The sequence below is a fragment of the Pontibacter ramchanderi genome, assembly GCF_002846395.1.
GTDB classification, from domain to species: Bacteria; Bacteroidota; Bacteroidia; order Cytophagales; family Hymenobacteraceae; genus Pontibacter; species Pontibacter ramchanderi.
In genome coordinates, this window is record NZ_PJMU01000002.1 from 883812 (window position 1) to 909076 (window position 25265).

General features: G+C 53.9%; 25 protein-coding genes. 11 read left to right on the forward strand and 14 right to left on the reverse strand.

Annotated elements, in window-relative coordinates; all coding sequences use genetic code 11:
- Nucleotides 1-6 precede the first annotated feature (6 nt).
- Nucleotides 7-1227 carry a hypothetical protein gene (locus BD749_RS10855; protein ID WP_394341665.1) on the reverse strand — a complete coding sequence of 407 codons (1221 nt, stop codon included), beginning with the start codon at nt 1225-1227 and terminating at the stop codon, nt 7-9.
- Between BD749_RS10855 and BD749_RS19755 the strand changes: the two genes are divergently transcribed.
- From BD749_RS19755 to floA, 4 genes are all read left to right on the forward strand, one after another.
- Nucleotides 1146-1331, forward strand: coding sequence for a hypothetical protein (locus tag BD749_RS19755; protein WP_180336384.1), 186 nt, complete (start codon nt 1146-1148; stop codon nt 1329-1331). The two genes, BD749_RS10855 and BD749_RS19755, sit on opposite strands and share 82 nt — an antisense overlap.
- 118 nt (nt 1332-1449) lie before the next feature.
- Nucleotides 1450-2928 carry a proline--tRNA ligase gene (gene proS / locus BD749_RS10860; protein ID WP_101444355.1) on the forward strand — a complete coding sequence of 493 codons (1479 nt, stop codon included), beginning with the start codon at nt 1450-1452 and terminating at the stop codon, nt 2926-2928.
- A 167-nt stretch (nt 2929-3095) separates the two neighbouring features.
- Nucleotides 3096-3569: an NfeD family protein gene (locus tag BD749_RS10865; protein ID WP_101444356.1), complete on the forward strand. Its 474-nt coding sequence runs from the start codon at nt 3096-3098 to the stop codon at nt 3567-3569.
- A gap of 9 nt (nt 3570-3578) precedes the next feature.
- Nucleotides 3579-4565, forward strand: a complete 987-nt coding sequence (gene floA, locus BD749_RS10870; protein WP_101444357.1) for a flotillin-like protein FloA — start codon at nt 3579-3581, stop codon at nt 4563-4565.
- A gap of 61 nt (nt 4566-4626) precedes the next feature.
- Here floA and BD749_RS19680 read toward each other — a convergent pair whose 3' ends face one another.
- Nucleotides 4627-5370 (reverse strand): PKD domain-containing protein, encoded by a 744-nt coding sequence (locus BD749_RS19680; protein WP_101444358.1) that lies wholly within the window; start codon nt 5368-5370, stop codon nt 4627-4629.
- 160 nt (nt 5371-5530) lie between these two features.
- Entirely contained in the window at nt 5531-6367 is an 837-nt protein-coding gene (locus BD749_RS10880) for a hypothetical protein (RefSeq protein WP_101444359.1), read from the reverse strand.
- Between the two features lie 98 nt (nt 6368-6465).
- Between BD749_RS10880 and BD749_RS10885 the strand changes: the two genes are divergently transcribed.
- On the forward strand, nt 6466-7449 hold the full coding sequence (locus tag BD749_RS10885) for an isopenicillin N synthase family dioxygenase (protein ID WP_101444360.1): 984 nt from the start codon (nt 6466-6468) through the stop codon (nt 7447-7449).
- A gap of 66 nt (nt 7450-7515) precedes the next feature.
- On the forward strand, nt 7516-8685 hold the full coding sequence (chrA, locus tag BD749_RS10890) for a chromate efflux transporter (RefSeq protein WP_101444361.1): 1170 nt from the start codon (nt 7516-7518) through the stop codon (nt 8683-8685).
- Between the two features lie 104 nt (nt 8686-8789).
- Here chrA and rfbA read toward each other — a convergent pair whose 3' ends face one another.
- From rfbA to prmC, 5 genes are all read right to left on the reverse strand, one after another.
- On the reverse strand, nt 8790-9665 hold the full coding sequence (gene rfbA / locus BD749_RS10895) for a glucose-1-phosphate thymidylyltransferase RfbA (RefSeq protein ID WP_101444362.1): 876 nt from the start codon (nt 9663-9665) through the stop codon (nt 8790-8792).
- 151 nt (nt 9666-9816) lie between these two features.
- Complete coding sequence (gene rfbB, locus BD749_RS10900; protein ID WP_101444363.1) at nt 9817-10866, reverse strand: dTDP-glucose 4,6-dehydratase; 1050 nt, start codon at nt 10864-10866, stop codon at nt 9817-9819.
- 2 nt (nt 10867-10868) lie between these two features.
- Entirely contained in the window at nt 10869-11900 is a 1032-nt protein-coding gene (galE, locus tag BD749_RS10905; RefSeq protein ID WP_101444364.1) for a UDP-glucose 4-epimerase GalE, read from the reverse strand.
- Nucleotides 11901-11956: 56 nt separating this feature from the next.
- Entirely contained in the window at nt 11957-12391 is a 435-nt protein-coding gene (locus BD749_RS10910; RefSeq protein ID WP_101444365.1) for a PH domain-containing protein, read from the reverse strand.
- Between the two features lie 167 nt (nt 12392-12558).
- Nucleotides 12559-13413, reverse strand: a complete 855-nt coding sequence (prmC, locus tag BD749_RS10915) for a peptide chain release factor N(5)-glutamine methyltransferase (protein ID WP_101444366.1) — start codon at nt 13411-13413, stop codon at nt 12559-12561.
- A 227-nt stretch (nt 13414-13640) separates the two neighbouring features.
- Here prmC and ribD point away from each other — a divergent pair, with 227 nt between their 5' ends.
- Nucleotides 13641-14693: a bifunctional diaminohydroxyphosphoribosylaminopyrimidine deaminase/5-amino-6-(5-phosphoribosylamino)uracil reductase RibD gene (gene ribD / locus BD749_RS10920; RefSeq protein WP_101444367.1), complete on the forward strand. Its 1053-nt coding sequence runs from the start codon at nt 13641-13643 to the stop codon at nt 14691-14693.
- Between the two features lie 80 nt (nt 14694-14773).
- Nucleotides 14774-15256: a GAF domain-containing protein gene (locus BD749_RS10925; protein ID WP_101444368.1), complete on the forward strand. Its 483-nt coding sequence runs from the start codon at nt 14774-14776 to the stop codon at nt 15254-15256.
- A gap of 83 nt (nt 15257-15339) precedes the next feature.
- Here the strand turns inward: BD749_RS10925 and BD749_RS10930 are convergent, their stop codons facing one another.
- The 6 genes from BD749_RS10930 to BD749_RS10955 all read right to left on the reverse strand — a co-directional run bounded on the left by BD749_RS10930 (nt 15340) and on the right by BD749_RS10955 (nt 20994).
- Nucleotides 15340-15924, reverse strand: coding sequence for a hypothetical protein (locus BD749_RS10930; protein ID WP_101444369.1), 585 nt, complete (start codon nt 15922-15924; stop codon nt 15340-15342).
- 1 nt (nt 15925) lies between these two features.
- Nucleotides 15926-16738, reverse strand: coding sequence for a metallophosphoesterase family protein (locus BD749_RS10935; RefSeq protein ID WP_101444750.1), 813 nt, complete (start codon nt 16736-16738; stop codon nt 15926-15928).
- A gap of 240 nt (nt 16739-16978) precedes the next feature.
- Nucleotides 16979-17662, reverse strand: coding sequence for a phosphatidylserine decarboxylase family protein (locus tag BD749_RS10940; protein WP_101444370.1), 684 nt, complete (start codon nt 17660-17662; stop codon nt 16979-16981).
- A 122-nt stretch (nt 17663-17784) separates the two neighbouring features.
- A complete protein-coding gene (locus tag BD749_RS10945; RefSeq protein ID WP_101444751.1) occupies nt 17785-19059 on the reverse strand; it encodes a Glu/Leu/Phe/Val family dehydrogenase in 1275 nt (424 codons plus the stop codon).
- Nucleotides 19060-19155: 96 nt separating this feature from the next.
- The gene (locus BD749_RS10950; protein ID WP_245869056.1) at nt 19156-19983 is read right to left on the reverse strand and encodes a phosphatidate cytidylyltransferase; all 828 of its coding nucleotides are present in this window, start codon (nt 19981-19983) and stop codon (nt 19156-19158) included.
- Between the two features lie 45 nt (nt 19984-20028).
- A complete protein-coding gene (locus tag BD749_RS10955) occupies nt 20029-20994 on the reverse strand; it encodes a CPBP family intramembrane glutamic endopeptidase (protein ID WP_101444371.1) in 966 nt (321 codons plus the stop codon).
- A 53-nt stretch (nt 20995-21047) separates the two neighbouring features.
- On the opposite strand from BD749_RS10955, the gene dusB reads away from it, so the two are divergent.
- The 3 genes from dusB to BD749_RS10970 all read left to right on the forward strand — a co-directional run bounded on the left by dusB (nt 21048) and on the right by BD749_RS10970 (nt 25263).
- A complete protein-coding gene (dusB, locus tag BD749_RS10960) occupies nt 21048-22037 on the forward strand; it encodes a tRNA dihydrouridine synthase DusB (protein WP_101444372.1) in 990 nt (329 codons plus the stop codon).
- Nucleotides 22038-22244: 207 nt separating this feature from the next.
- Nucleotides 22245-23111, forward strand: a complete 867-nt coding sequence (locus BD749_RS10965) for a DMT family transporter (protein WP_101444373.1) — start codon at nt 22245-22247, stop codon at nt 23109-23111.
- Nucleotides 23112-23274: 163 nt separating this feature from the next.
- Entirely contained in the window at nt 23275-25263 is a 1989-nt protein-coding gene (locus BD749_RS10970) for a Na+/H+ antiporter NhaC family protein (RefSeq protein ID WP_245869057.1), read from the forward strand.
- Nucleotides 25264-25265: the final 2 nt, after the last annotated feature.

Sequence of the window (25265 nt, forward strand, 5' to 3'; positions counted from 1 at the left end):
TTGTGATTAGTTTCCTCCTCTGCTTCCACGGCCACCGCCGCTTGAGTTGGAACGCGCTGGAGGGCTTGATGTACCAGAGCTTCTGGTTGGTGGCGAGTAGCTTGGCTGCGAGCGCTGCACGGGCTCACTTCGCTGGTAGCTCGGCTGTGAGCGCTGCACGGGCTCACTTCGCTGGTAGCTCGGCTGTGAGCGCTGCACAGGCTGGCGCTGAATTCTTTCCTGACGCTGCACTGGCTGCTGTATACGCTGCTGACGCTCGCGTGGCTGTACCGAAGGCGCCACATACTCTTCCCGCGACTGGTTCATGCGCTGCACAGGCTGCTGACCTTCCGGCTGCTGGCGCGAAGGCCTTACCTGGCCGCTTTGCGGGTCGTAGCCACGGTTGGTGGTTGCCGGTCTGGCTGGCATTGTACGGCCTGTATTTTCACCTGTGTTCACTTCCTGCCCTCTTACATTGGTGTTCCCAGTGGCACGCTCTGTTCTGCCAGGACGGGCATAGTCGGCACCTTGTGTGGCACGCTGTTCGTTGCTAACAGCTTCTGATCGGTTCGGGCGGCCGGTTACACGCTCCGGATTGCCGGCTGCCGGCACGACGCTTCGCTCACCGCGCGGTCCGTACTGTACCTGGCGTGGCTGCACCACTATAGGCCGGTCGTAAATAAAGCGGTTGCCACCATAGTAACCTCGGTTATACCCATGATAGAAGCCCGCATAGTAGTTATCGTATGGCCAGTATCTGCTGCCCCAGAACGGATCGTACATGCCATAAGGGTGCCCCCAACGGTTCCAGCCGGAGCCCCAACCCATTCCCAATCCAATACTCACTCTTATGCCGCTTCTGCGCATAAAAGGATCATAGAAGAACGGATCGTAGGCACTGTAGAAAGGATCATAGAAGAACGGATCGTAGTAGGGGTTTACGCGGTGCATGCGGTGCACATAACTGCTTGTCCAGTATGGGTCCACATAAGCATAGTTCGGTGTGTTCCAGGTTGCCTGCGGACGATAGGTGCGCCCGTCATAGTATTCATCGGCGGCATAGTTTTGTGTTACATCATTCGTGGCGGCTTGCTGCTCATTCTCCGCTGCAGCATACTGCTGCTGAGGGGCTTGAGCCTGTGGCTGCACGTATTCGGTGCGGTCTGATGAGCTGTAATACATATCATCGTACTCTGTCGACTGCATCGCCACCGGGCTGCTGCAGCCAACTGCGAAAAGTGCAATCACAGGGGCTATTGCGGTGCGTATGTTTAATTTTTTCATGGCCTTCCGTGTATAAAATGCTTCTATATCAAAGATATAAACACAATAGCGCAAAACCTTATCAATAGTATAATATATTAACGTAATTTTGAGCCGGAATGATATTAAATCTTCACTATGTGGAAAGCAATATTCATTCCAAAAAGATTAACAATTACTGATATAAGATAAATATTTTTTTTGAATATGAGCAAAGGGCTGCCAAAAAGAAGCGAAGACTACTCGCAGTGGTATAACGAACTGGTTAAAAAGGCCGGTTTGGCGGAAAATTCCGCCGTGCGCGGCTGTATGGTAATCAAGCCGTACGGTTACGCCATCTGGGAGAAAATGCAACGTCAGTTGGACGATATGTTCAAGGCCACTGGCCACGAAAACGCCTACTTCCCGCTTTTTGTACCCAAGAGTTTGTTTGAGGCCGAAGAGCAGAACGCCGAGGGCTTTGCCAAGGAATGCGCCGTTGTTACCCACTACCGTTTGCAGGGCGACCCAGACAAGCCAGGCAAACTGCGTGTAGACCCCAATGCTAAACTCGAAGAAGAGCTAATTGTTCGCCCCACGTCCGAAGCAGTAATCTGGAACACCTACAAAGGCTGGATCCAAAGCTACCGTGACCTTCCCATCCTGGTAAACCAGTGGGCCAACGTAGTGCGCTGGGAAATGCGCACGCGCCTGTTTCTGCGCACGGCTGAGTTCCTGTGGCAGGAAGGCCACACGGCCCACGCCACTGCTGATGAAGCTATAGCCGAAACCAAGCAGATGCTGGAGGTATACGCCACATTTGCAGAGCAGTACATCGCCCTGCCGGTTATTCGCGGCGTGAAGACACCAAACGAGCGCTTCGCCGGCGCCCTCGACACCTACTGCATCGAAGGCTTGATGCAGGACGGCAAGGCCCTGCAGGCAGGCACCTCGCACTTCCTGGGTCAGAATTTCGCCAAGGCATTCGATGTGAAATTTGCGACCAAAGAAGGTGGCCTGGAGCACGTGTGGGGCACCTCATGGGGCGTGAGCACGCGCCTGATGGGTGCGCTGGTTATGGCCCACTCCGACGACGAAGGCCTGGTACTGCCTCCAAAGCTGGCGCCTATTCAGGTAGTGATTGTGCCGATTTACAAAGGTGAGGAGCAACTGGCCCAGATCAGCGAAAAAGTAGAGCAGCTGAGAAAAGAGCTAATGGCAAAAGGCATTAGCGTGAAGTTTGACAATCGCGACACGGAACGCCCTGGTTTTAAGTTTGCCGAGTGGGAGCTGAAAGGCGTGCCGGTGCGCATCGCCATCGGAGCCCGCGACCTGGAGAACGGCACTGCCGAAGTGGCCCGCCGCGACACCAAAGAGAAGAGCAGCCAACAGTTCGACAGCCTGGCCACTTACATCCCTGCCTTGCTAGACGAGATACAGGAGAGCATCTACAACAGAGCTTTGACGTTCCGGGAAGAGAACACGAACAAGGTGGATAGCTACGAGGAGTTCAAGCAAGTGCTGGAGACAAAAGGCGGTTTTGTGCTGGCCCACTGGGATGGCACACCGGAAACAGAAGAGCGCATTAAGGAAGAGACCAAAGCGACGATCCGCTGCATTGCCCTGGACACCCCTCTGGAAGACGGCGTGGACATGATCACCGGCAAGCCATCGAAACAACGCGTATACTTTGCGAAGGCTTATTAATTGCTGTTTGTTAAATCAGCCTTATACTGCACAAGTAAGTATCCTTATAAACCGCCACTTTCCTACCCGGGGAGTGGCGGTTTGCTTTTAGGTATTATTTTCAGAACAATTAACAATCGACAATCAACAATAAATTTGCTATATTTACTTAAACCTACTCCCAAACTATGCTCTTAGACTGGCTTACGGTAGTGCTGCTTATTGGCATCGGTCTTGTCCTGATCGTGGTGGAGCTCATTTTCGTGCCCGGTGTTACCATTGTAGGCATTTTGGGTTTTATACTGGTAGCCGTCGGTATCTGGATCAGTTATGCCGCTCTTGGCACCGAAACAGGGCACCTTGTATTGGCTGGTTCTGTTCTGGCAGGCGCGGTGGCACTGTTTTACAGCTTCAGGTCGGATGCCTGGTCCAGGTTTGCGCTCAAAGACAGCATCAAAAGCCGGGTGAATGAGGAGAGCCCACACCTGTTGGAGGTTGGCGAGGAAGGTATAACCGTATCGGCGCTGCGTCCACAAGGCACGGCCCTTTTTAAGGAGCGCCGACACGAGGTTCAGACCACCGGCACCTTTCTACCGCCAAATACCCCTGTGCGCATTATCAAGATAGTATCGAATAAAATCACAGTAGAAGCAATTACCTAAAACAACTTCATGGAAAACTTTTCAATCTTATTCCTGATCGCGGGCGGCATCATCCTGCTGTTCATCTTCTTATACTTTGTGCCGATCAGCCTTTGGATCACGGCCCTTTTCTCGGGCGTGAAGGTGGGCCTGTTGGAGCTTGTGTTCATGCGCATCCGAAAAGTACCGCCTAGCCTGATCGTCAACTCCATGATCAACGCCACCAAGGCAGGTATAGATGTAACCACCACTGAACTCGAAACCCACTACCTGGCGGGCGGCAACGTGCCGAATGTGATCAAAGCCCTGATTTCCGCCGACAAAGCTAACATCCCCCTTTCGTTTAAGCAGGCTACGGCCATTGACCTGGCCGGCCGCGATGTGTTTGAGGCCGTTACCACTTCGGTAAATCCGAAAGTGATCAACACGCCGAACGTAGCCGCTGTAGCGCAGGATGGTATTCAGCTGATCGCGAAAGCCCGCGTAACAGTTCGTGCCAACATCATGCAGTTGGTGGGTGGTGCCGGCGAAGAAACCATCCTGGCCCGTGTGGGCGAGGGCATCGTGACGTCTATTGGTTCTTCCGTATCCCATAAAAGCGTGCTCGAAAACCCGGATATCATCTCGAAACTGGTATTGCAGAAAGGCCTGGATGCGGGTACCGCCTACGAGATCCTCTCCATTGATATCGCTGACATTGACGTGGGCGAGAACATCGGAGCCAAGCTGCAGATTGACCAGGCGGGTGCTGACCTGAAAGTGGCCGAAGCCAAAGCCGAAGAACGCCGCGCCATGGCGGTTGCCGTGGAGCAGGAAATGAAGGCTAAAGCCCAGGAAGCCCGGGCGTCTGTAATCGCCGCCGAAGTGGAGATCCCGCAGGCTATTTCAGCGGCCTTCCGCAGCGGTAACCTCGGCATCATGGACTACTACAAGATGCAGAACATCCAAAGCGATACCGATATGCGCAACTCCATTGCCAACCCAAACCAGGGCGGGCAGAATAAGCCGAAGGAGTAAATTATACCTGACTCTAATAAAGCAAAAGGGCTATCCATAAACTGGATAGCCCTTTTACTTTTCAAGGAAGCTCAGCTCTAAACTTTACCACTAAATGCGAGCCCCAGTCGTCTGTGCCGCGCTGGTATGAAAAGTGGCCCTCTTTTGTTTCTTTGTCAAGGTGAAACCTGGAGCTGCCCCCACCTACATAATTATGTGCGATGAGCCTGTCAGCCTTGCTCTCATTTTGATCATAGAAATTAAAGTATGGGTAATTATAAGACCGAAATTCACCGCCAATAGGTATTCGATCTACTGCAAAGGTTAAAGGCAGTTGATCTCTGGAAACATTATACTGAGTATCGCTTCTGTATATAACCTGTTCTGCATTGTTTTCATAAGTGGACACCTGCAGGTATACATCAGGGTTGCCTTCCGAAGGAGCAGATATGTCACCGCCCTCTAAGGCATAGTTTTCAAGATAACTGCGCAGTTGCACTTCATAGGCATATAGCTGCGCCACTTTCACCACTTTTATTACCGTTTTGGCCTGGCCGTTGGTATATGTTGTAAGCTTTACAGTATAGCTCCCCGGCTTTTTATAGCTAAACATATCAGGTATACGCGAAGTAGATGTCTCGCCATTTCCAAAATCCCATTTATAAGCATCGGCCTGGCTTACATCCTTAAAGGTAACTCCCTCCTCTGTGGTGTAAAACTCTTCCGGAATAGTAAACTCAGGTGTAGGTATAGCGACAGGGTCGTCTTTTTTGCAGGAAGCGAAGAGAGCTAGTGCCGCAACGGCAGCAAGTAGTTGTTTTCTCATGTTGTAGGAAGCGGCTAAAGGGTTTAAGTGCCCATCAGTTACCCAAAGCAACAGCAGGCAAAATATTAATTCACAACTATATAGCCAAAACTATACCAAAAAGAAAGCCCGCGACTTGTATCGCGGGCTTTCTTTTAACTTTATTCGATTTCAGAGTATCTTAACTCTCTTTCAGCGTGATCGTGCGCGTTACCGAGTTGTAAGGGCCAGGTATAACGGCACCGGCGTTGTTGATCAGTTCCAGCTTGATGGTGGTTTCGCCCATTGGCAGGCCTTCGATGATGTGCGGCATCCACTTATCGAGGATGAACTCGTTTCCGTTGATTGTGGCGCGTACTTTATTGCCGGTTGTCGACAGGTCGGTGTTGATCAGGTAGAAGTCCAGCATGATACGGCGGGTATCGGCGCCTACGTACTCGCCTTTCGGACGGCTGTAGAACATGTGCTGCCCCTTCATATCAAACTCCATACGCTGCTGTGGTCTGCCCACGGTAACCATGCGCAGGTCGTAAGCGCCTTTGTGCTTCAAACTCTCGTGGTAAGAACGCGAAATGAAAGATAGCACCACGTGCTCACCTTCCTCCATCTCTTTTGTGAAGGAAGTCTCGTAGTGGGCCGTGTAAGGCTCGTTGTCCACGATGTTGTGAATGTGCTGTCCTTCCTTTGAGTTAGCCATAAACTCCGAATTGGAGTGAGGCGTCATGCGCGTAAGCTGGAAGTTAGACAGTTCGTATACAAACTCAACCGGGCCGGGCTGCACTACACCATTCTCTGGAGGAGTATTCAATCGGAGCTGAGACTCCGGGTATTTCTGCGAATCGTCGAAAGCGAAAACACGCAATCCGCCCTTGCTCATCACAGCTCCTGTTGGTGTTGGCCCTGTAGTAGTTGCCATTACCGGAGTACGTGTTTCATCATCCTGCATCTGGCGTGTTGTGTCGCAGGAGGCAAAACCCAGCATAAGGGCTGAAGCAAAGAGTAAGTAGGTTTTTTTCATCTAGAGAGGGTTTGAATTAGCAAATAGCCAATATACTGTTTTTATTTGTATATTGCGCACTACGTAATATTAACGTAAAAGTATACAAAAAAGACTATATGAGCGAGATTTTGTTTGATGAAGTTCCTTCATTGGACTTAGCTGATTTTACATCAGGGGATGAAGGACGAAGAGCGCGATTTGTGCAGGAATTGGGAAACGCTTATCAGAACATTGGCTTTATTGCCCTGAAAAACCACGGCCTGAGCGATGACCTGACGGAAAGACTCTACGCCGCCGTTAAAAAATTCTTTGCCTTGCCAGACGAGGTAAAGCAGAAGTACGAAAACCCGGAACTTGCCGGCCAGCGTGGCTACGTTGGCAAGGGAAAAGAAAAGGCCAAAGGTTTTAACACCGGCGACCTGAAAGAATTTTACCATGTAGGGCAAGAGTTGGCCGGTATACCTGACAGCGACCCGATTAAGGCTGAGTATCCGGACAATATCTGGCCTGCTGAGGTGCCGGAACTGAAGGAAACCACCCTGGAGGCTTACAGCAAGCTGGAGGCCGCCGGCAAACAAGTCCTGCGTGCCATTGCCATTCACCTAGGCCTGGAAGAAAACTACTTCGACGAGAAAGTGAAATATGGCAACAGCATCCTGCGCCCGATCCACTACTTCCCGATCGAAAACCCGGATAGCGTGCCGGCCGACGCCGTGCGTGCCGCTGAGCATGGCGACATCAACCTGATCACATTGCTGATGGGCGCCAGCGCCGACGGCCTGCAGGTGTTGCGCCGCGACGGCAAGTGGATCCCGATCACGGCCCTGCCAGAGCAGGTGGTGGTAAACGTAGGCGACATGCTGGCCCGCTTGACCAATAACAAGCTAAAGTCGACTATCCACCGTGTGGTAAACCCGCCGCGCGAGTTGATGCACACTTCCCGCTACTCTATCCCGTTCTTCATGCACCCACGCTCTGAAATGGACCTGACCTGCCTGGAGAGCTGCATAGACGAGCAAAACCCGAAGGCCTACCCGGATGCTACGGCAGGTGAGTACCTGAACGAGCGCCTGGTCGAACTGGGACTTAAGAAAGCTTAATTGAGTTGAAAATGAGTTAGAAGAGAGATGGTGCCTGCACTATCTCTCTTTTTTTGAATCTACGGCATGAGTCTGCGCTATTACATCTTCCTGAAAGACGTACTATTGCTCGCCCTGACCTCGTTCGGCGGACCGCAGGCGCATATCGCTTTAATGTTCCGCTTGCTGGTGCATAAGCGCCGCTACCTCACTGAGCAGGAGCTAATCGAACTCAATGCCCTTTGCCAGATACTGCCTGGCCCTACTTCCACCCAAACTCTTACGGCAATTGGCTTCCGGATAGGAGGTCCTAACCTGGCTTACCTCACGCTGCTGGTATGGCTGTTGCCGGCTTCCAGTATTATGGCTGCAGCCGCACTGGCTATTTCGTACCTGCAGGAAAACAATATCTCGCTCCAGTTTCTGCGCTTCATACAGCCCATGGCGGTTGGCTTTGTGTCCTATGCAGCTTATGCGATCAGCTCTAAAGTAGTTAATACCAAGCTGGCGATAGGTATTATGGTCGTGTCAGGTATACTGGCTTACTTCTTTCACTCACCCTGGGTATACCCGCTACTGTTGCTGGCCGGAGGGGCTATCACAGCACTTCGCTTCAGGCAGCACCCGCAGGAAAAAGACAAGAAACTGCGCATCCAGTGGGCCAACTTTATACTCTTTGTAGGCGTGCTGATCACGGCGGCTGTGGTGGGTGGTGCCACCTCATCGCTACCTGTCAGGCTGTTCGAGAACTTCTACCGAAACGGCAGCCTGGTATTTGGTGGCGGGCAGGTGCTTATTCCGCTGATGTTCACGGAGTTTGTAGACTTTAAAAAGTACCTGACAGCTGAAGAGTTTCTATCGGGCTTCGCTTTGGTGCAGGCTCTTCCTGGCCCAGTCTTTTCCTTTTGTGCCTACATCGGTACGCTAGCCATGCGTGACTACGGCATCTGGGGACAGCTGCTCGGTTCGCTGGTGGCAACAGTCGGCATCTTCCTGCCCGGCACCTTCCTGATCTTCTTTGTAATACGTTTTTGGGATGATCTGAAAAAGTATAGAGTCGTGCGGGCCTCGCTAGAAGGTATAAGTGCTGTGAGCTCGGGCATGGTGGTGGCAGCAGCCATCATGCTCTATCGCCCCATCGACAATACGCCGCTCAATTTCGGTATTGTGGTAGCCACTTTTTGCCTGCTGCTCTTTACCCGTATACCTGCTCCTATCCTCATTTTAGTTGGGTTTGCACTGGGCTTTATTTTTTGATCGGGTATACCTATAGTCTATACCTGAACCAGGCCGCATAAAAGCAAAAAGCTGCCCATGCATTTACACAGGCAGCTTTCTTATTCTGATCAAATAGGCTATACCTATCGGAATGTCTTCTCTTTCATGATGCGCAGCAAATACTCGCCGTATCCGCTTTTACGGAGGGGCTCTGCCACTCCCCGCAGCTGCTCGTCCGAGATAAAGCCCATGCGCCAGGCCACCTCCTCGATGCAGCCGATCTTGAGGCCCTGCCGCTCCTCGATCACCTGCACGAACGTGGCCGCCTGCATCAGCGAGGCGACCGTGCCCGTGTCGAGCCAGGCCGTGCCCCGGTTCAGCACCCCCACCTTCAACCTGCCCTGCTTGAGGTACTCGCGGTTCACGTCGGTGATCTCGTACTCGCCCCGCGCGCTGGGCGCCAGGTTCCTGGCGATCTCCACCACCTGGTTGTCGTAGAAGTAGAGGCCCGGCACGGCGTAGTTTGACTTCGGCTCCTTGGGCTTCTCCTCAATGGAGACCGCCCTGCCCTCCGAGTCGAACTCCACCACCCCGTAGCGCTCGGGGTCTGTGACGTGGTAGGCGTAGACCACGCCCCCCTCGGGGTCCGCGTTCTGGCGCAGCACCGAGCCCATGCCCGCCCCGTAGAAGATGTTGTCGCCCAGCACCAGGGCCACCTTGTCCCCTCCGATGAACTCCTCCCCGATCACGAAGGCCTGCGCCAGCCCGTTGGGCTCCTCCTGCACCCTGTACTCAAAGCGGCAGCCGATCTGCGAGCCGTCCCCGAGCAGGCGCTCAAACAGCGGCAAATCGTGCGGGGTGGAGATGATCAGCACCTCCCTTATCCCGGCCAGCATCAGCGTCGAGAGCGGGTAGTAGATCATGGGCTTGTCGTAGACGGGCATGAGCTGCTTGCTCACGGCCAGCGTCAGGGGGTGGAGCCGGGTGCCGGAGCCCCCGGCCAGGATGATGCCTTTCATGCTTTGATTGTTAGTTGTCAATTGCTGATTGCTCTTCTACAATACCACAATTCAAGTGTTCTTTCATTTCCATCGATGCCGCTGTGTCTTGAGTTGCTGCCGTGGCCAACTGCCGCCTTATTTCAACAATCAACAATTAGCAATCAATACTTCACCTCTCCTCGTACTGCTCGCGGTAATAGTCGCGGTAGTGGCCGCTTGTCACCTCCTCCAGCCAGGCCTCGTTGGCCAGGTACCAGTCCACGGTCCTGCGCAGGCCCTGCTCAAAGGTCACCGACGGCCTCCAGCCCAGCTCCCCCATCAGCTTGGAGGAGTCGATGGCGTAGCGGGCGTCGTGGCCGGCGCGGTCCTTGACGAAGGTGATCAGCTTGCGGCTCGTGCCAGGCTCGCGGCCCAGCCTCTCGTCCATCACGTCGCAGAGGAGCTCCACAAGATCCAGGTTGCGCCACTCGTTCACCCCGCCCACGTTGTAGGTCTCCCCCACCTTGCCGCGGTGGAAGATGGCGTCGATGGCCCTCGCGTGGTCTTTCACGTAGAGCCAGTCCCTGACGTTCTCGCCCCTGCCGTACACGGGCACGGGCTTTCCGGCCTTGATGTTGTGGATGGCCAGCGGGATCAGCTTCTCGGGGAAGTGGTTGGGGCCGTAGTTGTTGGAGCAGTTGCTGAGCTTGACCGGCAGGCCGTAGGTGTGGTGCCAGGCCCGGACGAAGTGGTCCGAGGCCGCCTTGGAGGCCGAGTAGGGCGAGCGCGGGTCGTAAGGGGTGCTTTCGGTGAAGAGCCCCTCGGCGCCCAGCGAGCCGTACACCTCGTCGGTGGAGACGTGGTAGAAGAGCCTGCCCGCGTAGTCACCCTGCCAGCTGCGGCGGCAGGCCTCCAGCAGGTTCACCGTGCCCACGACGTTGGTCTCGACAAAGGCCATGGGCCCGGCAATGGAGCGGTCCACGTGCGACTCGGCCGCCAGGTGGATCACCGCCTCGAACTTGCGCTCGGCAAAGATGGAATCCAGGTAGGCCGCGTCCGTGATGTCGCCCTTCAGGAAGGTGTAGTTCTCCCGCCCCTCCACGTCCCGAAGGTTCTGCAGGTTGCCCGCGTAAGTCAGCGCGTCGAGGTTGAAGATGCGGTAGTGCGGGTATTGCTCCACGAACAGCCGCACCACGTGCGAGCCGATGAAGCCTGCCCCGCCGGTGATTAGTAGGTTCATTACTATACCTGCTCTGATGTATTCTGTAAATGCATTTGCCAATCCCAGGCGCTTTTCATGGCTTCTTCCAAAGTGCTCGTAGTTTTAAAACCTAACTCTTCGGTGGCTTTGGTTACGTCAGCGTATATTTTGGGTACATCGCCCGGACGACGTGGACCGATCTTGTAGTTCAATTTCTCGCCTGTGGCCCTTTCGAAAGCCTGCACCGCCTCCAGCACCGTGTTGCCTGTGCCTGTTCCCACATTGAAGAACTCAATATTTTCAGCCTTGTCAGTCAAAAGACGGTCGATGGCCACGACGTGCGCTTTGGCCAGGTCTACCACATGCACGTAGTCGCGGATGCAGGTGCCGTCCTGGGTGTCGTAATCGTTGCCGAAGATGGTGAGTTGCTCCCGTATACCTGCGGCCGTTTGGGTGATAAAAGGCACCAGGTTGTTCGGAACGCCCAGGGGCAGCTCGCCTATTTTGGCTGATGGATGTGCCCCGATTGGGTTGAAATAGCGCAGGGCAATGGTATGTATGTCGCTGCCGCTGGTAGCCAGATCAGTCAGAATCTCTTCGCATATCTTCTTGGTGTTGCCGTAGGGCGAGTTGGCTTTCTGCACCGGCGTTTGCTCCGTTACAGGCAGTTCGGCAGGTATACCGTACACCGTGCAGGACGAGGAGAACACCAATTTATTCACCTTAAACTCTTCCATCACCTGCAGCAAAGCCACCAGCGAGCCCACGTTGTTGTGGTAGTACTTGAGCGGCTCCGCCACCGACTCGCCTACGGCTTTGTAAGCGGCAAAGTGGATGACGCCGGCTATACCTGTTTCCTGTTCAAAAACCTTGCGAAGCGCTGCCACATCCGTACAGTCGATGCGGTGGCAGGTCACCTCCCGGCCCAGTATAGCGGCTATACCTTGTAGCGAACGCTCTTCTGTGTTAGAGAAATTGTCGATGATAATAGGCTCGTAGCCTGCCTCTACCAGCTCAACCACGGTATGCGAACCAATGTAGCCCGCCCCTCCTGTCACTAAAATTTTCTTCATATGATTTGTTTTCAAGCCTGTGTAAAGCCTCTTTCTTGTAGTCGCTTTCCGACCGGTTATTGTTTAACAACTTGTATGTCTGGGTTGATTGCCAGCAGATCCGCGATCACTTCCTGGTTACTTCCAGGCGCAATGTATAGTTCGTCAAAGCGGTTGTAGCGGATTACCAGCCCCTTTGTGGCGAGCGCCGGTTTCATGCCCACCCATTGGGTTCTCCCTTCCACTATCTGCGTTATTTTCTCCACTTCTACTGCTCCCTTCCAGGGGCCGGACTTATACCTGAGCTTGTCGTCTTCAAGCCAATAAGCAGTGTTTAAGTAAATCCAGGCAATCAGCCCGATCGGCGCCAGCAAGGGCAACAGCATGAAGGGTTTCTCAGCAAATGCCTCCCTGTCCAGCAGGAATACTGCGGCAGGCAGCAGGAGCATACCAACCAGCAGAAACCTGATCAGGCCGCTTCTTTTTGCCGCGTAAACCTTCGGTTGATCCATCTCGACACATGTATTATACCTCCGCTATACCTATACCTGCTTTGCAGACAGGTTTGCTGTATAACGCACGCACACAAAAATATAATATTAAAATATATTTCCTGTCACAACAGACCAGGCTGGAGCGGTATTGTAAAATAAGTCGCTGTTACAAGCGCTGACAAACCCTACAGTTCTCCTGTCACGATTCTGTCTTTGCCGAAAAGGTCCTGCACCACCTGCGCCTGCGTGAAACCGGCCTGCAACAGTGTACTTCGCACCTCCTCGCCATACTGTTCGTTTATTTCGAAGTATAACCGGCCACCTTTTTTAAGCAGTTCCGCCCCAATCTCCGCTATGCGCTTGTAATACTTCAAGGGGTCTTCATCGGGTACGAACAGCGCCAGATGGGGCTCGTACGCCAGCACATTGGCACGCATCAGGGCTTTTTCCTGCTCTTTTACATAAGGCGGGTTACTCGTGATGATGTCCAGCGAATGGGGCGCTATACCTAGTACAGGCTCGAACACGTCCTGCTGCAGCCAGGCGACAGGTAGTTTCAACTGGCGGGCATTGGTACGGGCTACTTGCAACGCTCCTTCTGACAGCTCCAACCCATATACCTTGCCGACCTCCAGATTAGCGGCTATGGCCAAAGGTATACAGCCGCTACCTGTGCAGATGTCAAGCACCTGCAAACCGTTGCGGCCCCTGTGTTCGCGCACGACCAAATCAACCAGCTCTTCTGTTTCGGGGCGGGGGATAAGCACACGCTCGTCTACCTGCAAGTCGAGGCCGTAGAAGTGGGCGGTGCCGAGCACGTACTGCACCGGCTCCTGTTTTTTGAGCCGCTCTACGGCTTGTTGCACCTGCGCCTCCTGCTCCGTATTTAATTCTTCCTGCTGTGCCAGACTCAGCTGCATGCGGCTTTTCTGAAGCACGTGCTCCAGCACCAGCTGCGCAATGGCACCGGCCTCCGGTTCGGGGTAGGCTACTTGTATACTTTCGCGGATGTACTGAGCTGTTTGCTGGATGGTGGCCACAGGTATAGGATTTGTGTGATTTTAGGTACCTTTGCAAAAGTAAAATTTTCTTGCGTATAAGTACCCGGACAAAAGAACTTTAGACAAGGGACAAAAGACTTTTAAGCATAAGGCTGCCATTATGTGCACCTTGAAAACTGCCCCGGTGCAGCGCTGCTACTTAATAGCACGAGACCTTTTCTCTTAACTTTCTAACTTTTTAACTTACGCCTTCTAACTTCTTAAACTTGAACGACGAACTGCATATGCGGCGTGCGCTGGAACTGGCCAGACTGGGCAGCGGCTATACCTACCCAAACCCGATGGTGGGCTGTGTGATCGTGCACGAGGGGCGCATTATCGGCGAGGGCTGGCACCGCGTGTTCGGCGGTCCGCACGCTGAGGTCAACGCCATTGCCAGTGTGCAGGACAAAGGCCTGCTGCCCAAAAGCCGGTTGTACGTCACGCTGGAGCCTTGTTCGCACTTCGGCAAAACACCGCCTTGCGTCGACCTGCTCATCAGCAGCGGCGTGCGCGATGTGGTAATCTGCAACACCGACCCCAACCCGAAAGTGGCCGGCCGGGGTATTAAGAAGCTGTTCGACGCGGGAGCGCAGGTAAAAGTAGGCGTGCTGGAAAGCGAAGGACTGGAGCTGAACAAGCGTTTTTTCACCTTCCATACCCAAAAGCGGCCCTACATCCTGCTTAAGTGGGCAGAGTCGGCAGATGGATTTATCAGCGGTCCCAACAACCAGCAGGTACAGATCAGCGGGCCGCTCTCGCGCCGACTGGTGCACAAGTGGCGCTCCGAGGAGCAGGCCATTATGGTGGGCAGCCACACGGCAGCCAGCGACAACCCGCGCCTCGACACCCGCTTCTGGCCCGGCCACAACCCACTGCGCGTGGTCATCGACCGCAAACTGCAACTGCCCGCGCACCTGCACCTGTTCGACAAGAGCCTGCCGACGGTGGTGTATACTTACCAGCAGCGGCAGCAGCAGCATGAGAAGCTGCAGTTTGTGCAGCTGCGGGAGAGCGAATCGCTGCTGACGCAGATTATGCAGGACCTGCACCGGCGCCAGGTGTTGTCGCTGCTAGCGGAGGGCGGCACTTACCTGCTCAAAAGTCTGTTGAAGGAGAACCTATGGGACGAAGCGATCTGTTTCAAGAGCCAGAACCTGGTGCTCCGCGATGGCACGCCGGCCCCGGGAATGGCCCACAGCCAACTGCTCGAAGTGCAGGACGTTGGCCCCGACAGGCTTTTGCATTACCGGAACAATATTTCAGAACTTAACCTTTAAACCTGCGCGGCAGGCGTGCTATCCTATACTTCAAGTAAAGACACGCACATCCGCGCACTTATACCTATACCTTACTCATTATGGCTGAATCTCTTATAGTAGACCAGAACCTTAGCAAAGAAGAAAAATACAAAGCACTCTTACCGCAGATCGAAGCACTGGTAACCGGCGAAACCGACCTGATCGCCAACCTCTCCAACATGATGGCCGCCCTGCGTCAGGGCATGGGCTTCTTTTGGGTGGGCGTATATTTCAACAAGGAAAATCAGCTGGTGCTGGGTCCGTTCCAGGGGCCGGTGGCCTGCACCCGCATCCCTTACCACAAGGGCGTGTGCGGCACCTGCTATACCCGCCGCGAAACCATCCTGGTGCCGGATGTGGAGGCTTTTCCGGGTCACATTGCCTGCAGCAGCGACTCCAAATCCGAGATCGTAATTCCGGTGATAAAAGATGGCGAGGTCAAACTCGTGCTCGACGTGGACAGCGACAAGCTCAATGATTTTGACGAGGTAGACCAGCAATACCTCGAGCAGCTGATGAAGCTGGTGGAGAGCTGGTACTAAGCTTCCCTTTTACTAAAAGAAATGGCCTTGTCTCTGCTGCGAGACAAGGCCATTTCTTTTAGAACGCTATACCTGAAGTACTTTTACAGCTTAACCCGCACGCCCAACGCCAGGTTAAAAATTTTGCCCAGACCTAAATATTTGGGGTTCTGGATGTACGAGATCAGGTACTCGGCGCTCGTGTTCACTTCGTAGTACACCGCAAACCGTTGCAGTTCTCCTACACGCGCAAAATCCACTTGGCCGCCCAAGTGCAGGTATAGGTGCAGGGCCGTTGGGAATCCGTAGTAGCCTTTCTCGTACTTTTCGCGCGGTTCCACAATAAAGTACTGCTCCCCGAAGGTATAGCTCAGCTGCAAACCCGTGCGCAGCGGCTGCCAGTCCAACGACCCAACCGGTATCGTTTTGAAAGGGACTGCAGTCGCCTTAAGTGCGGTCGTCCAGATATGGTCTCCGCCAATTTGCTCTGGCAGGTAGCCCACAAACAGATCTGTCTCCAGCTTTTCGTGAAAGAAACTGCGGCCTATACCTGCCGACACAAACCCAATGCTGCCTGCATACTGAACTTTGGCATGGTACGGGGAAAACGTGCTGTCCTGACCAAGCGAGGTGAAGGGGCTCAGCAAAAACAGCAGGTTGGCCAGCCATATAATCAACGTACGCTCCATATCAGTAGGCCACCCTTTCAAAACTGTAGCCACCTTCCCATACCTTCAGGTAAGTGAATTCACGCTCTTTTACGGTGGAGGTTGCCAGGTATAGCACATCATCGTCGTAGCGAAAGTCGGCCCTGAACCCATGGATGTGCCCGTGCAGACTCAACTGCACCCGCTCGCTTTCCTTCAGCGTGCTGTGGAAGGCCTCCTCCAGAGCCGTGTCGAAATCGTTGTCGTAAGGCGGAATGTGCGATACCGCAATGGCCTGGCACCAGGTAGCGCTCTCCTGGTGAAGTAACTGCCTGCTCAGCCAGTCGATGTCGGGCACCTTGCCGTTGTAATTATACTCCAGGCTGTTCGTGTCGATGAATACAAAGCGGGTATGGCCGTAGTCGAAGCTGTAGTTGAAGGCGCCGTACATCTGCTGGTATACCTTGCGCCCGTTGGCCAACAGGTCATGGTTGCCCACCACCGTCAGGTAGGGCCATTTGAGCCGTTTCATGATGTCGTGCACCCAACGGAACTCCTGTGACATACCGAAGTCAGAAATATCGCCTTGGTGGATCACGAAATCGATGTAGGGAAAGGTATTGGCTTTGTCGACAAAAGCACTGGCCGCGTCGTAGAAGCGCTGCGTATCGCCCATCACCAGCAGGTGCAGCGTATCGCCGGGCTGCTGGTTCTGCAGCCGTTTCAGGTTGTGGGCCGTAAGGTCGCGCTCGTCTTTGCTCAGCCTGATCTGGTTCGGATGGTATTCAAACAACTCCTCGCAGGCCGAGAGCAGCACCAGGCTCAGAAAGAGTAACGGGAAGTAAATATTTTTCATGGCTGCAGTAGGCGGCGTCATTATGCCTTTGTCCTAACGCTTTTGAGTGAAGAATGTTAATTGCCTACCCGGCAACCACAGTTTCATGTCGCAAATTTAATGTCTAAACATTGAATAAACTTGAATCAGGCGAAATCTTTTGCATGGGCGCAGGTATAGCCTTCAACAAAAAGAAGCCGGGCTGGAGGTTATCCCCAGCCCGGCTTCTCTATAATTGCTTGTTAAGTTCACATTGGCTTATTATCCAAACAAGGTCGGCGGCGCTGTTTTAAGCTGCGCCACCACCGTCTGGCCACCTTTGGTCTTCTGGCCGAGCTCTACTTTCACCTCCGCATCCAGCGGCAGAAAGATGTCTACGCGCGAGCCAAACTTGATGAAGCCGAACTCCTCGCCCTGGCTTACCTCGTCGCCTTCGTTCACATACCATACAATGCGGCGCGCCATGGCACCGGCAATCTGGCGGAACAGCACCTCAGGCCCAGCTGTGGACTCTACCACCACTGTTGTGCGCTCGTTCTGCGTGCTCGACTTCGGGTGCCAGGCTACAAAGTAGTTGCCCGGGTGATACTTGAAATAGCTCACGATGCCCGACACCGGGTTTCGCGTGATGTGCACGTTGATCGGCGACATGAAGATGGAGATCTGCTTGCGTTTGTCTTTGAAATACTCTGTTTCCTCCACGTCCTCGATCACCACCACTTTGCCGTCGGCTGGGGCCACGATCAAATCTTCGTGCAATAACAGGTTACGGTACGGGCTACGGAAAAACTGCAGGATGAGCAGGAAGAGCACTACTGAAACACCGGAGAAAATCTTGTTGAAGGTATTGTTGTCGGCGTTGAAGTTGTACAGCAACAGGTTGAGTACCACCAAAATCAACAGTGTAAAAAATAGAATCCTTCTTCCTTCTTTATGAATTTTCATCCGTGAAAACTAAATGCTACAGGTCTTTATATAAGTTATAATAGCCCATCCAGTTTCGTAGATGGGCTATTATCTGTTCCAAAATTATATAATCTTTCGATTATTTAAATAAAAATCTTCTCTTAGAAGCCTCCGCGGTACTTATACGTCATGGCCACCTTGTCAATCGCCACAATGTAAGCAGCTATACGCATCGGCACGTTGTACTTCTGCGAAGCAGCGTATACGCGCTCAAACGACTCGTTCATGATGCGCTCGGCACGCTCGTTCACGCGGTCCAGCGTCCATTTAAAGCCCATGCGGTTCTGCACCCACTCGAAGTAAGACACCGTTACACCACCGGAGTTTGCCAGGATGTCCGGCACCACCATGATGCCCTTCTCGTTGATGATGTTGTCAGCCTTGTAGGAAGTAGGGCCGTTGGCGCCCTCCACAATCAGGCGGGCCTGTATCTGGTCCACGTTCTTAATCGTGATCACGTCTTCCACAGCGGCTGGCACCAGCACATCCACTTTGGAAACCAACAGCTCGTCGTTGCTGATTTTCTCGGCGTTCTTATACCCCTCCAGGCGGCCTTTGTTGTTGTTCTTGTATTCGATCGCCTCTTCGATGTCGATGCCATTGTCGTTCCAGTAAGCACCGCTTACATCGCTCACACCAAGTATCTTCACACCACGCTCGGCCATCAGTTTGGCAGCCCAGGCGCCCACGTTACCGAAGCCCTGTATCACGGCCGTTGACTTGGCCGGGTCCATACCCAACTTTTCCATGGCGGCCATAGCCGACACCATCACACCGCGGCCAGTAGCCTCCACGCGGCCCAGCGAACCGCCCAGCACGAGCGGCTTGCCCGTTACCACAGCGTGTATGGTAGAGCCTTTCATACGGGAGTATTCGTCCATGAGCCAGGCCATTTCGCGCGGACCGGTGCCCATGTCAGGGGCAGGTATATCCTGGTCCGGGCCAAAAGTATCTATCAGCGCCTGGGTATAGGCTCTGGTCAGACGCTCCATTTCACCGGCAGACATCGAGAAAGGATCGCAGATAACACCGCCTTTGGCACCTCCGTACGGGATGTCCACCACGGCGCACTTCCAGGTCATCCAAGCGGCCAGGGCCTTCACCTCGTCCAGAAACACGTCCGGCGCGAAACGAATACCGCCTTTAGACGGTCCCAGGATTGTGGAGTGGATAACACGGTAACCTTCAAACACACGCACTTTGCCGTCGTCCATCGTAACAGGCACGTTCACGATCACCTGACGCGTAGGGGTTTTGAGGACGTTGTAAACCTCCTCGTCCAAGCCCAATATCTCCGCCGCAATGTTGAAACGCGACATCATCGACTCAAATGGGTTCTCCCTGTCCTTTATCGGTGCTGGCTCTTTGTATAGCATCATTTAAAGCTTTTGAATTAATCAGTGATTAACAATTATGGTGGTAAAGTTATGTAAATAATATTTACACATACCTACACCTTAATCAACATTAATTTAGAATGTTTTGAGGAACGCGACAATGAAGGGAACGACCATTACCAGGCTGTCGAAGCGGTCCAGAATGCCCCCGTGGCCAGGCAGCAGCGTGCCCGAATCCTTAACACCCAGGCTGCGCTTGAGCAGCGACTCCACCAGGTCGCCCAGCACCCCGAAAACCGACACGATGATAGCCACGCCCACCCACTGGTAAAGCTCCAGGTCGAGGAAGAACATGGATAGTAGCCAGCTTACCAGCACCGTCAGGACGGTACCGCCGATCCAGCCCTCCCAGGTTTTGCCCGGGGAGATGCGCTCGAAGAGCTTGTTCTTGCCAAAATTTTTGCCCGCGATGTAGGCGCCCGTATCCGATGACCAGATCAGTAGCAGCAGCCCCAGAATGGGCTGCCAGCGGTACTCTCCCTGCAGGTATCCGAGCAGCTGCAGCAGCGAGAACGGAATGGCGATGTAAAGTATGCCCAGTATGGTAAAAGCAATGTTGGTGAACGGCTGTGGCTCTTTGCGGTACAGCTCGAGCACAAATATCAGGAACAGGGCCGGCAAGAACAGGTATAGCAGCTCGGTAGGCATGTACTCCTTGTCGACCAGGAAGAAAACGATGAAGATGCTGGCGGCCATGAGTGTGCCGTATACCTTGTTGGCTCGTATACCTACGGTGCCGGCCAGTCTGTAAAACTCCAGCGTGCCCAGCACGGTGAGCCCCAGAAACAGGATGAAGAAGGTCCATTCACTGAAGATGATGCCTCCGATAAAAAGGGCCGCCCCCAATACTCCGACAATCAGGCGTTGCTGTAAATTACTAAGGGCAGATAGCTTGGTGCTCATGCGATGTAGGTTGCCGGCAGCCGCCGCCGGGTGGTTTGTGTGAATTTAACTGTGCTCCCGTTCCCCTGCGGCTTCGGCTATACTTTCGGGGCGCGTGGGCGTCAGCATAAACTGCTTGTAAAGGTAATAGATTAGCGCGGCACTCAACACAGCCGATATCAAAATGGTGAGGACCGGCATTGGCTCAGTCGACTCTACATTAAAGTCAATGGCGCCTGTCTGCTGCAGGTATAGCAGAAACACCGTGAAGCCGTTGTTGAAAAAGTGTGCGATGATCGGCACCCAGATATTACCCGACCACAGGTATAGGTAGCCAAACAAAGCCCCTAGCAGCACACGTGGCACAAAACCGAAGAACTGCACGTGGATAGCCGAGAAGATAATGGCCGCCACCCAAACTGCCACATGCGCGTTGCCTGACCAGCGGTGCACCTGGCGCTGCAGAATACCCCTGAACACGAGCTCCTCGCCAATGGCAGGTATAACCGCAATAACCAGTAGGCCCATCAGCAAGCGCGGGAACGTACCGAAATTGGCGATCAGTTTGGTGAGTTCGGCCAGCTCGTCTTCCTTGGCGCGTGCCCATTCCTCAAAGCCCTTCATAAAGCCGGGCAGCGAGAGCTCCGCATTCCAGTTGATAACGAGCGAATTGGCCGGCATAATAAAGATGATCAGAAAACCAGCCAGCAACAGCAAAGTGGGCAACGGCAGCTTTTTCCAGTTCAGGTAATGATCGATGTTCACGTTCGCCAGGCGCAGCATGAGCAATGGTGCCAGCACAAATGAGCAGAACTGCACCAGGCCCTGAAAGAGCAGCAGCGCATCAGCCGCCTCTGGATGCTCCGTTGGGTTAGCCAGCAAATTGGTCAGGTCCATCACCTCTATTCCGAGCACCGTGGTTACCAGCGCCAGGTATATAAAACTGGCCACAAAATAGCCGCCCAGCATAAATGCCAGCAACAGCAACAGCACTAAAATTGGGTGTCGGTCTTCGGAGATGAAACCTTTCATAGAGAAGATTAGGTTTAATTGACGTAAATTTACGTGAAAATTTAACTTTTGCTTTGGTAAAGATAGCGAACATAGAACTGGGCGAGTTTCCGCTGCTGCTGGCTCCGATGGAGGACGTAAGCGACCCGCCTTTCCGGAAAGTATGCAAGGCCAACGGTGCAGACCTGATGTATACCGAGTTCATCTCTTCTGAGGGTTTGATACGTGACGCCGCCAAAAGTGTGCAAAAACTCGACATTTTTGACTACGAGCGCCCCATCGGCATTCAGATTTTCGGCTCCGACATCGACTCGATGCGCGAGGCCGCTATTGTGTCGTCGCAGGCCGGTCCTGACCTCATCGACATCAACTACGGTTGCCCCGTGAAAAACGTGGCCTGCAAGGGTGCGGGTGCTGCCCTGCTCCGCGACATCCCCAAGATGGTGAAGATGACCGAGGAGATTGTGAAAGCCACGCACCTGCCCGTGACCGTGAAAACCCGCCTGGGCTGGGACGAAGACACGAAATACATTGTGGAGACGGCTGAAAGGCTACAGGACATCGGCATCAAAGCCCTGAGTATACACGGTCGGACCCGCGTGCAGATGTATAAAGGCGAAGCCGACTGGACCTTGATTGCTGAGGTGAAGAACAACCCGCGCATGCAGATTCCGATCTTCGGCAACGGCGACATCGACTCGCCGCAAAAAGCGCTGGAGTACAAGAACCGATATGGCGTAGACGGCATCATGATTGGTCGCGCAAGCATTGGCCACCCCTGGATCTTCAACGAGATAAAACACTACATGGCGACTGGCGAAATGCTGGCCCCACCTACCCTGGAAGAGCGCGTGGAGGTTTGCCGCCAGCACTTCACGCACTCGCTGGAGTGGAAGGGCGACAAGCTGGGCATTTTCGAAATGCGCCGCCACTATACCAACTACTTCCGCGGTCTTCCGCATTTCAAGCCCCTGCGCATGAAACTGGTGCAGTCCGAAGACATCCAGGAAATCTACGACACGCTGGACGAGATTGCCCAGACGATGGCGTATGAAGAAGTTTAGGAGTTAGATAGTTTGTGAGTTAAGTGATTAGCTCTATTTCATAAATTTTAAGGAGTTGGTGTTCGGCATGCATGCTGAGACATTAACTCCTTTTATCTTTGCAAATGAGTTTGAGAACTGTGGCTTGCCCCAACCCTCAAACTCCTAAACTCTCTAACTCTCTACCTTATCAAACCCACACTTGCTCCTGCACAGAAAAGAACAGGCATGCCGGCTATTGCCTGGCTCCTGGTCATTATACTTGCCCTGATCTGGGGTACCTCGTTTATTCTTATCAAGAAGGGACTGGTCGTTTATTCTTCGGACGAGCTGGGCGCCCTGCGCATGGTGATCGCCTGCACGGCCCTGTTACCCTTTGCCATCAAAAACCTCCGCACAGTCGAGCCCGGCCGCTGGAAATTTTTGCTGGGAAGCGGTCTGCTGGGCAACTTCTTCCCCGCTTTCCTGTTTGCCATCGCCGAAACGCGCCTGGCCAGCGGACTGGCAGGTGTGCTCAACTCGCTCACAGCGCTGTTTACCCTGCTGGTAGGCGCCGCCTTATTTGGCCAGTCCATCACCTGGATGCGCATGCTGGGCATCGTGATCGGTATAGCGGGCACGGCGGTCCTTATATTCAGCGGCAACGGCAACGCCGAGCTCGACAACATGTACTATGGCCTGTACATTGTGCTGGCCACCGTTTTCTACGGCATCAGTGCTAACCTCATCAAGCACCGCCTGCAGGGCATGAAAGCCGTGGCTGTTTCGAGCCTGGCCTTGCTCACCGTGGGCCCCGTTGCGCTGGTATACCTGCTCACCACCGATTTTCTTTACAAGCTGCAGCACGTACCAGGCGCCTGGGAAGCGTTGATGTATATTGCTATACTGGCCGTGTTCAGCACCGCCATTGCGCTGGTGCTCTTCAACAAGCTGATCCACATCTCCACCACCCTGTTTGCCAGCTCCACCACCTACCTTATACCTGTAGTGGCGCTTATGTGGGGTGTGCTCGACGGCGAGACGATTCATCTGTGGCACTACGTGGGCATGGTCATCATTCTGGCAGGCGTGTTTATTGTAAACCGCGCCAAGTAGTTCCCGAAAAACGGCCAAGGCTATACCTGTTTCAACAGCTTCTGCCCTACCCAAAGCAGAAGCTGTTTTATTTGTGCCCGGCCGGGTTTGCTAATATCAGAATTTTCTAATCTCTCATTATTTTGCTTACTTAAGGGTTTACAAGAACCGACCCAACAACCACATGAGGTTATTACAGACCCTTTTGAGTCTTGCGCTGCTGCTTCTCTCCTTTCAGGCAATAGCACAGGAAGACAATTCAGCATTATTGGCCATTGAGGAATTTCAGCTGCAGGCCGTGAACGACACGGCATTTACCCTGCACGCCACTAACGAGTCGGGCAACCTGGTCACGTATAGCGGACCGCTGCCCGTGCGCATCAACGGCAACCTGCAGGATATCAGCTTTACCGAGGGAGAGGCCCGCTTTTCGCTTCCCCAAAAGGCCAACCTGGTGCAGGTAAGCGCTAACGTCGGCACCCACACCATTGCCCACCTCTACCGCCTCGATGCAGAAGCAGAACACGGTGTGCGTAACTTCCCCATGTGGCTCTCTATCCTGCCGCCGCTTATTGCCATCATACTAGCCCTTATCTTCAGGGAGGTGCTGCTGGCGCTTTTTGCCGGTATCTGGGTAGGCGGCTTTGTGATTTATGGTATGTCTTTCAAGGCCTTTTTTACTGGCTTGCTTGCTGTAGCCGATACTTATCTTATCGGTGCCCTTACAGATTCGGACCACATTTCCGTCGTCATTTTCTCGATGCTGATAGGCGGCATGGTGGCCATCATTTCCAAGAACGGGGGTATGGCCGGTGTCGTGAACAAACTCTCGCGCTACGCCCGGTCGGCCCGCAGCTCCCAACTGGTAACCTGGGTGCTGGGCGTTGCCATTTTCTTCGACGACTACGCCAACTCACTGATTGTGGGCAACACCATGCGCCCTGTTACCGACAAGCACCGCGTTTCGCGCGAAAAACTGGCCTACATTGTGGACAGCACCGCCGCTCCTGTGGCCGCCATCGCTTTCGTGACCACCTGGATCGGTGCTGAGCTGGGCTATATTAAAGATGCCGCCACAACGCTGGGTATAGCGGAGAGTGCCTACTCGCTGTTCCTGAACTCGCTGCAGTACGCTTACTACCCGGTGCTTACGCTGCTGTTTATGCTCATGCTGATCTGGATGAACCGCGATTACGGCCTGATGCACAAAGCGGAAGTGCGTGCCCGCACGACGGGTGCCGTGAGCAACCACCGCGCCGACAGCCGCAGCGATTCCCGGCAGCAGCAGGAAATGGCCGAATTCGAAGCCATTGACCCGGATCGCAGCCGCGCCTTCAACGCGCTTATACCTGTGTTGGTGGTGATCTTCGGAACCGTGATTGGCCTGCTGTACACAGGGCACAACCCCGAAACCTGGGCCGACCCGAGCATTGGCTTTTTCCGCAAGCTCTCCATCACCATTGGCAACTCCAACTCGTATGTGGCGCTTATCTGGGCTTCGCTTTCGGGGGTTGTCTCGGCCATTGCGCTTACAGTGAGCCAACGCATCATGAGCCTGTACGAAACCATGGAGTCGTTGGTGGTGGGCTTTAAGACCATGCTCCCGGCCATGCTCATCCTGGTGCTGGCCTGGTCGCTGGCGCAGGTGACCAAAGAGCTTTACACCGCCGAATACCTGACCTCCCTCTTCTCGGGCAATGTTTCGCCGCGCTGGCTGCCTGAGATCACCTTCTTCCTGGCTGCCATCATCGCCTTTTCAACCGGGTCGAGTTGGGGCACCATGGCCATCTTATACCCGCTGATGCTGCCAGCCACCTGGTACGTGAGCCAGCAGCATGGCATGAGCGTGGAGGAAACTATGCCTATCCTCTACAACGTGATTTCGGTGGTGCTGGCCGGAGCCGTGTTCGGCGACCACTGCTCCCCTATCTCCGACACTACTATTCTTAGCTCGCTGGCCTCTGGCTGCAACCACATCGACCACGTAAAAACGCAGTTGCCTTACGCCTTTACAGTGGCGCTGGTGGCCAACCTGGTTTGCACCGCGCTCTCCAGTTGGGGGGTGCACTGGCTGCTCGTATACCTTATCGGGGCCATCATTCTGTGGGGCATTATCAAGCTGCTGGGCAGGAAAAACGAACAGGAGCCCGTATTGGCGGAAGTAGCAAATTAAGT

Excerpts from the sequence above, each read along its gene's own strand:
- BD749_RS10955 (WP_101444371.1), bottom strand. The coding sequence starts at position 20,994 with ATGAAAGGTTTCATCTCCGAAGACCGACACCCAATTTTAGTGCTGTTG.
- BD749_RS10970 (WP_245869057.1), top strand. The coding sequence starts at position 23,275 with ATGAGGTTATTACAGACCCTTTTGAGTCTTGCGCTGCTGCTTCTCTCC.
- chrA (WP_101444361.1), top strand. The coding sequence starts at position 7,516 with ATGAGTCTGCGCTATTACATCTTCCTGAAAGACGTACTATTGCTCGCC.
- BD749_RS10935 (WP_101444750.1), bottom strand. The coding sequence starts at position 16,738 with ATGAAAAATATTTACTTCCCGTTACTCTTTCTGAGCCTGGTGCTGCTC.
- rfbB (WP_101444363.1), bottom strand. The coding sequence starts at position 10,866 with ATGAACCTACTAATCACCGGCGGGGCAGGCTTCATCGGCTCGCACGTG.
- BD749_RS10965 (WP_101444373.1), top strand. The coding sequence starts at position 22,245 with ATGCCGGCTATTGCCTGGCTCCTGGTCATTATACTTGCCCTGATCTGG.
- floA (WP_101444357.1), top strand. The coding sequence starts at position 3,579 with ATGGAAAACTTTTCAATCTTATTCCTGATCGCGGGCGGCATCATCCTG.
- BD749_RS19755 (WP_180336384.1), top strand. The coding sequence starts at position 1,146 with ATGAGCTGTAATACATATCATCGTACTCTGTCGACTGCATCGCCACCG.
- BD749_RS10930 (WP_101444369.1), bottom strand. The coding sequence starts at position 15,924 with ATGGAGCGTACGTTGATTATATGGCTGGCCAACCTGCTGTTTTTGCTG.
- BD749_RS10880 (WP_101444359.1), bottom strand. The coding sequence starts at position 6,367 with ATGAAAAAAACCTACTTACTCTTTGCTTCAGCCCTTATGCTGGGTTTT.
- BD749_RS10865 (WP_101444356.1), top strand. The coding sequence starts at position 3,096 with ATGCTCTTAGACTGGCTTACGGTAGTGCTGCTTATTGGCATCGGTCTT.
- BD749_RS10950 (WP_245869056.1), bottom strand. The coding sequence starts at position 19,983 with ATGAGCACCAAGCTATCTGCCCTTAGTAATTTACAGCAACGCCTGATT.
- rfbA (WP_101444362.1), bottom strand. The coding sequence starts at position 9,665 with ATGAAAGGCATCATCCTGGCCGGGGGCTCCGGCACCCGGCTCCACCCC.
- BD749_RS10945 (WP_101444751.1), bottom strand. The coding sequence starts at position 19,059 with ATGCTATACAAAGAGCCAGCACCGATAAAGGACAGGGAGAACCCATTT.
- BD749_RS10910 (WP_101444365.1), bottom strand. The coding sequence starts at position 12,391 with ATGGATCAACCGAAGGTTTACGCGGCAAAAAGAAGCGGCCTGATCAGG.
- proS (WP_101444355.1), top strand. The coding sequence starts at position 1,450 with ATGAGCAAAGGGCTGCCAAAAAGAAGCGAAGACTACTCGCAGTGGTAT.
- BD749_RS19680 (WP_101444358.1), bottom strand. The coding sequence starts at position 5,370 with ATGAGAAAACAACTACTTGCTGCCGTTGCGGCACTAGCTCTCTTCGCT.
- BD749_RS10925 (WP_101444368.1), top strand. The coding sequence starts at position 14,774 with ATGGCTGAATCTCTTATAGTAGACCAGAACCTTAGCAAAGAAGAAAAA.
- galE (WP_101444364.1), bottom strand. The coding sequence starts at position 11,900 with ATGAAGAAAATTTTAGTGACAGGAGGGGCGGGCTACATTGGTTCGCAT.
- BD749_RS10940 (WP_101444370.1), bottom strand. The coding sequence starts at position 17,662 with ATGAAAATTCATAAAGAAGGAAGAAGGATTCTATTTTTTACACTGTTG.
- BD749_RS10885 (WP_101444360.1), top strand. The coding sequence starts at position 6,466 with ATGAGCGAGATTTTGTTTGATGAAGTTCCTTCATTGGACTTAGCTGAT.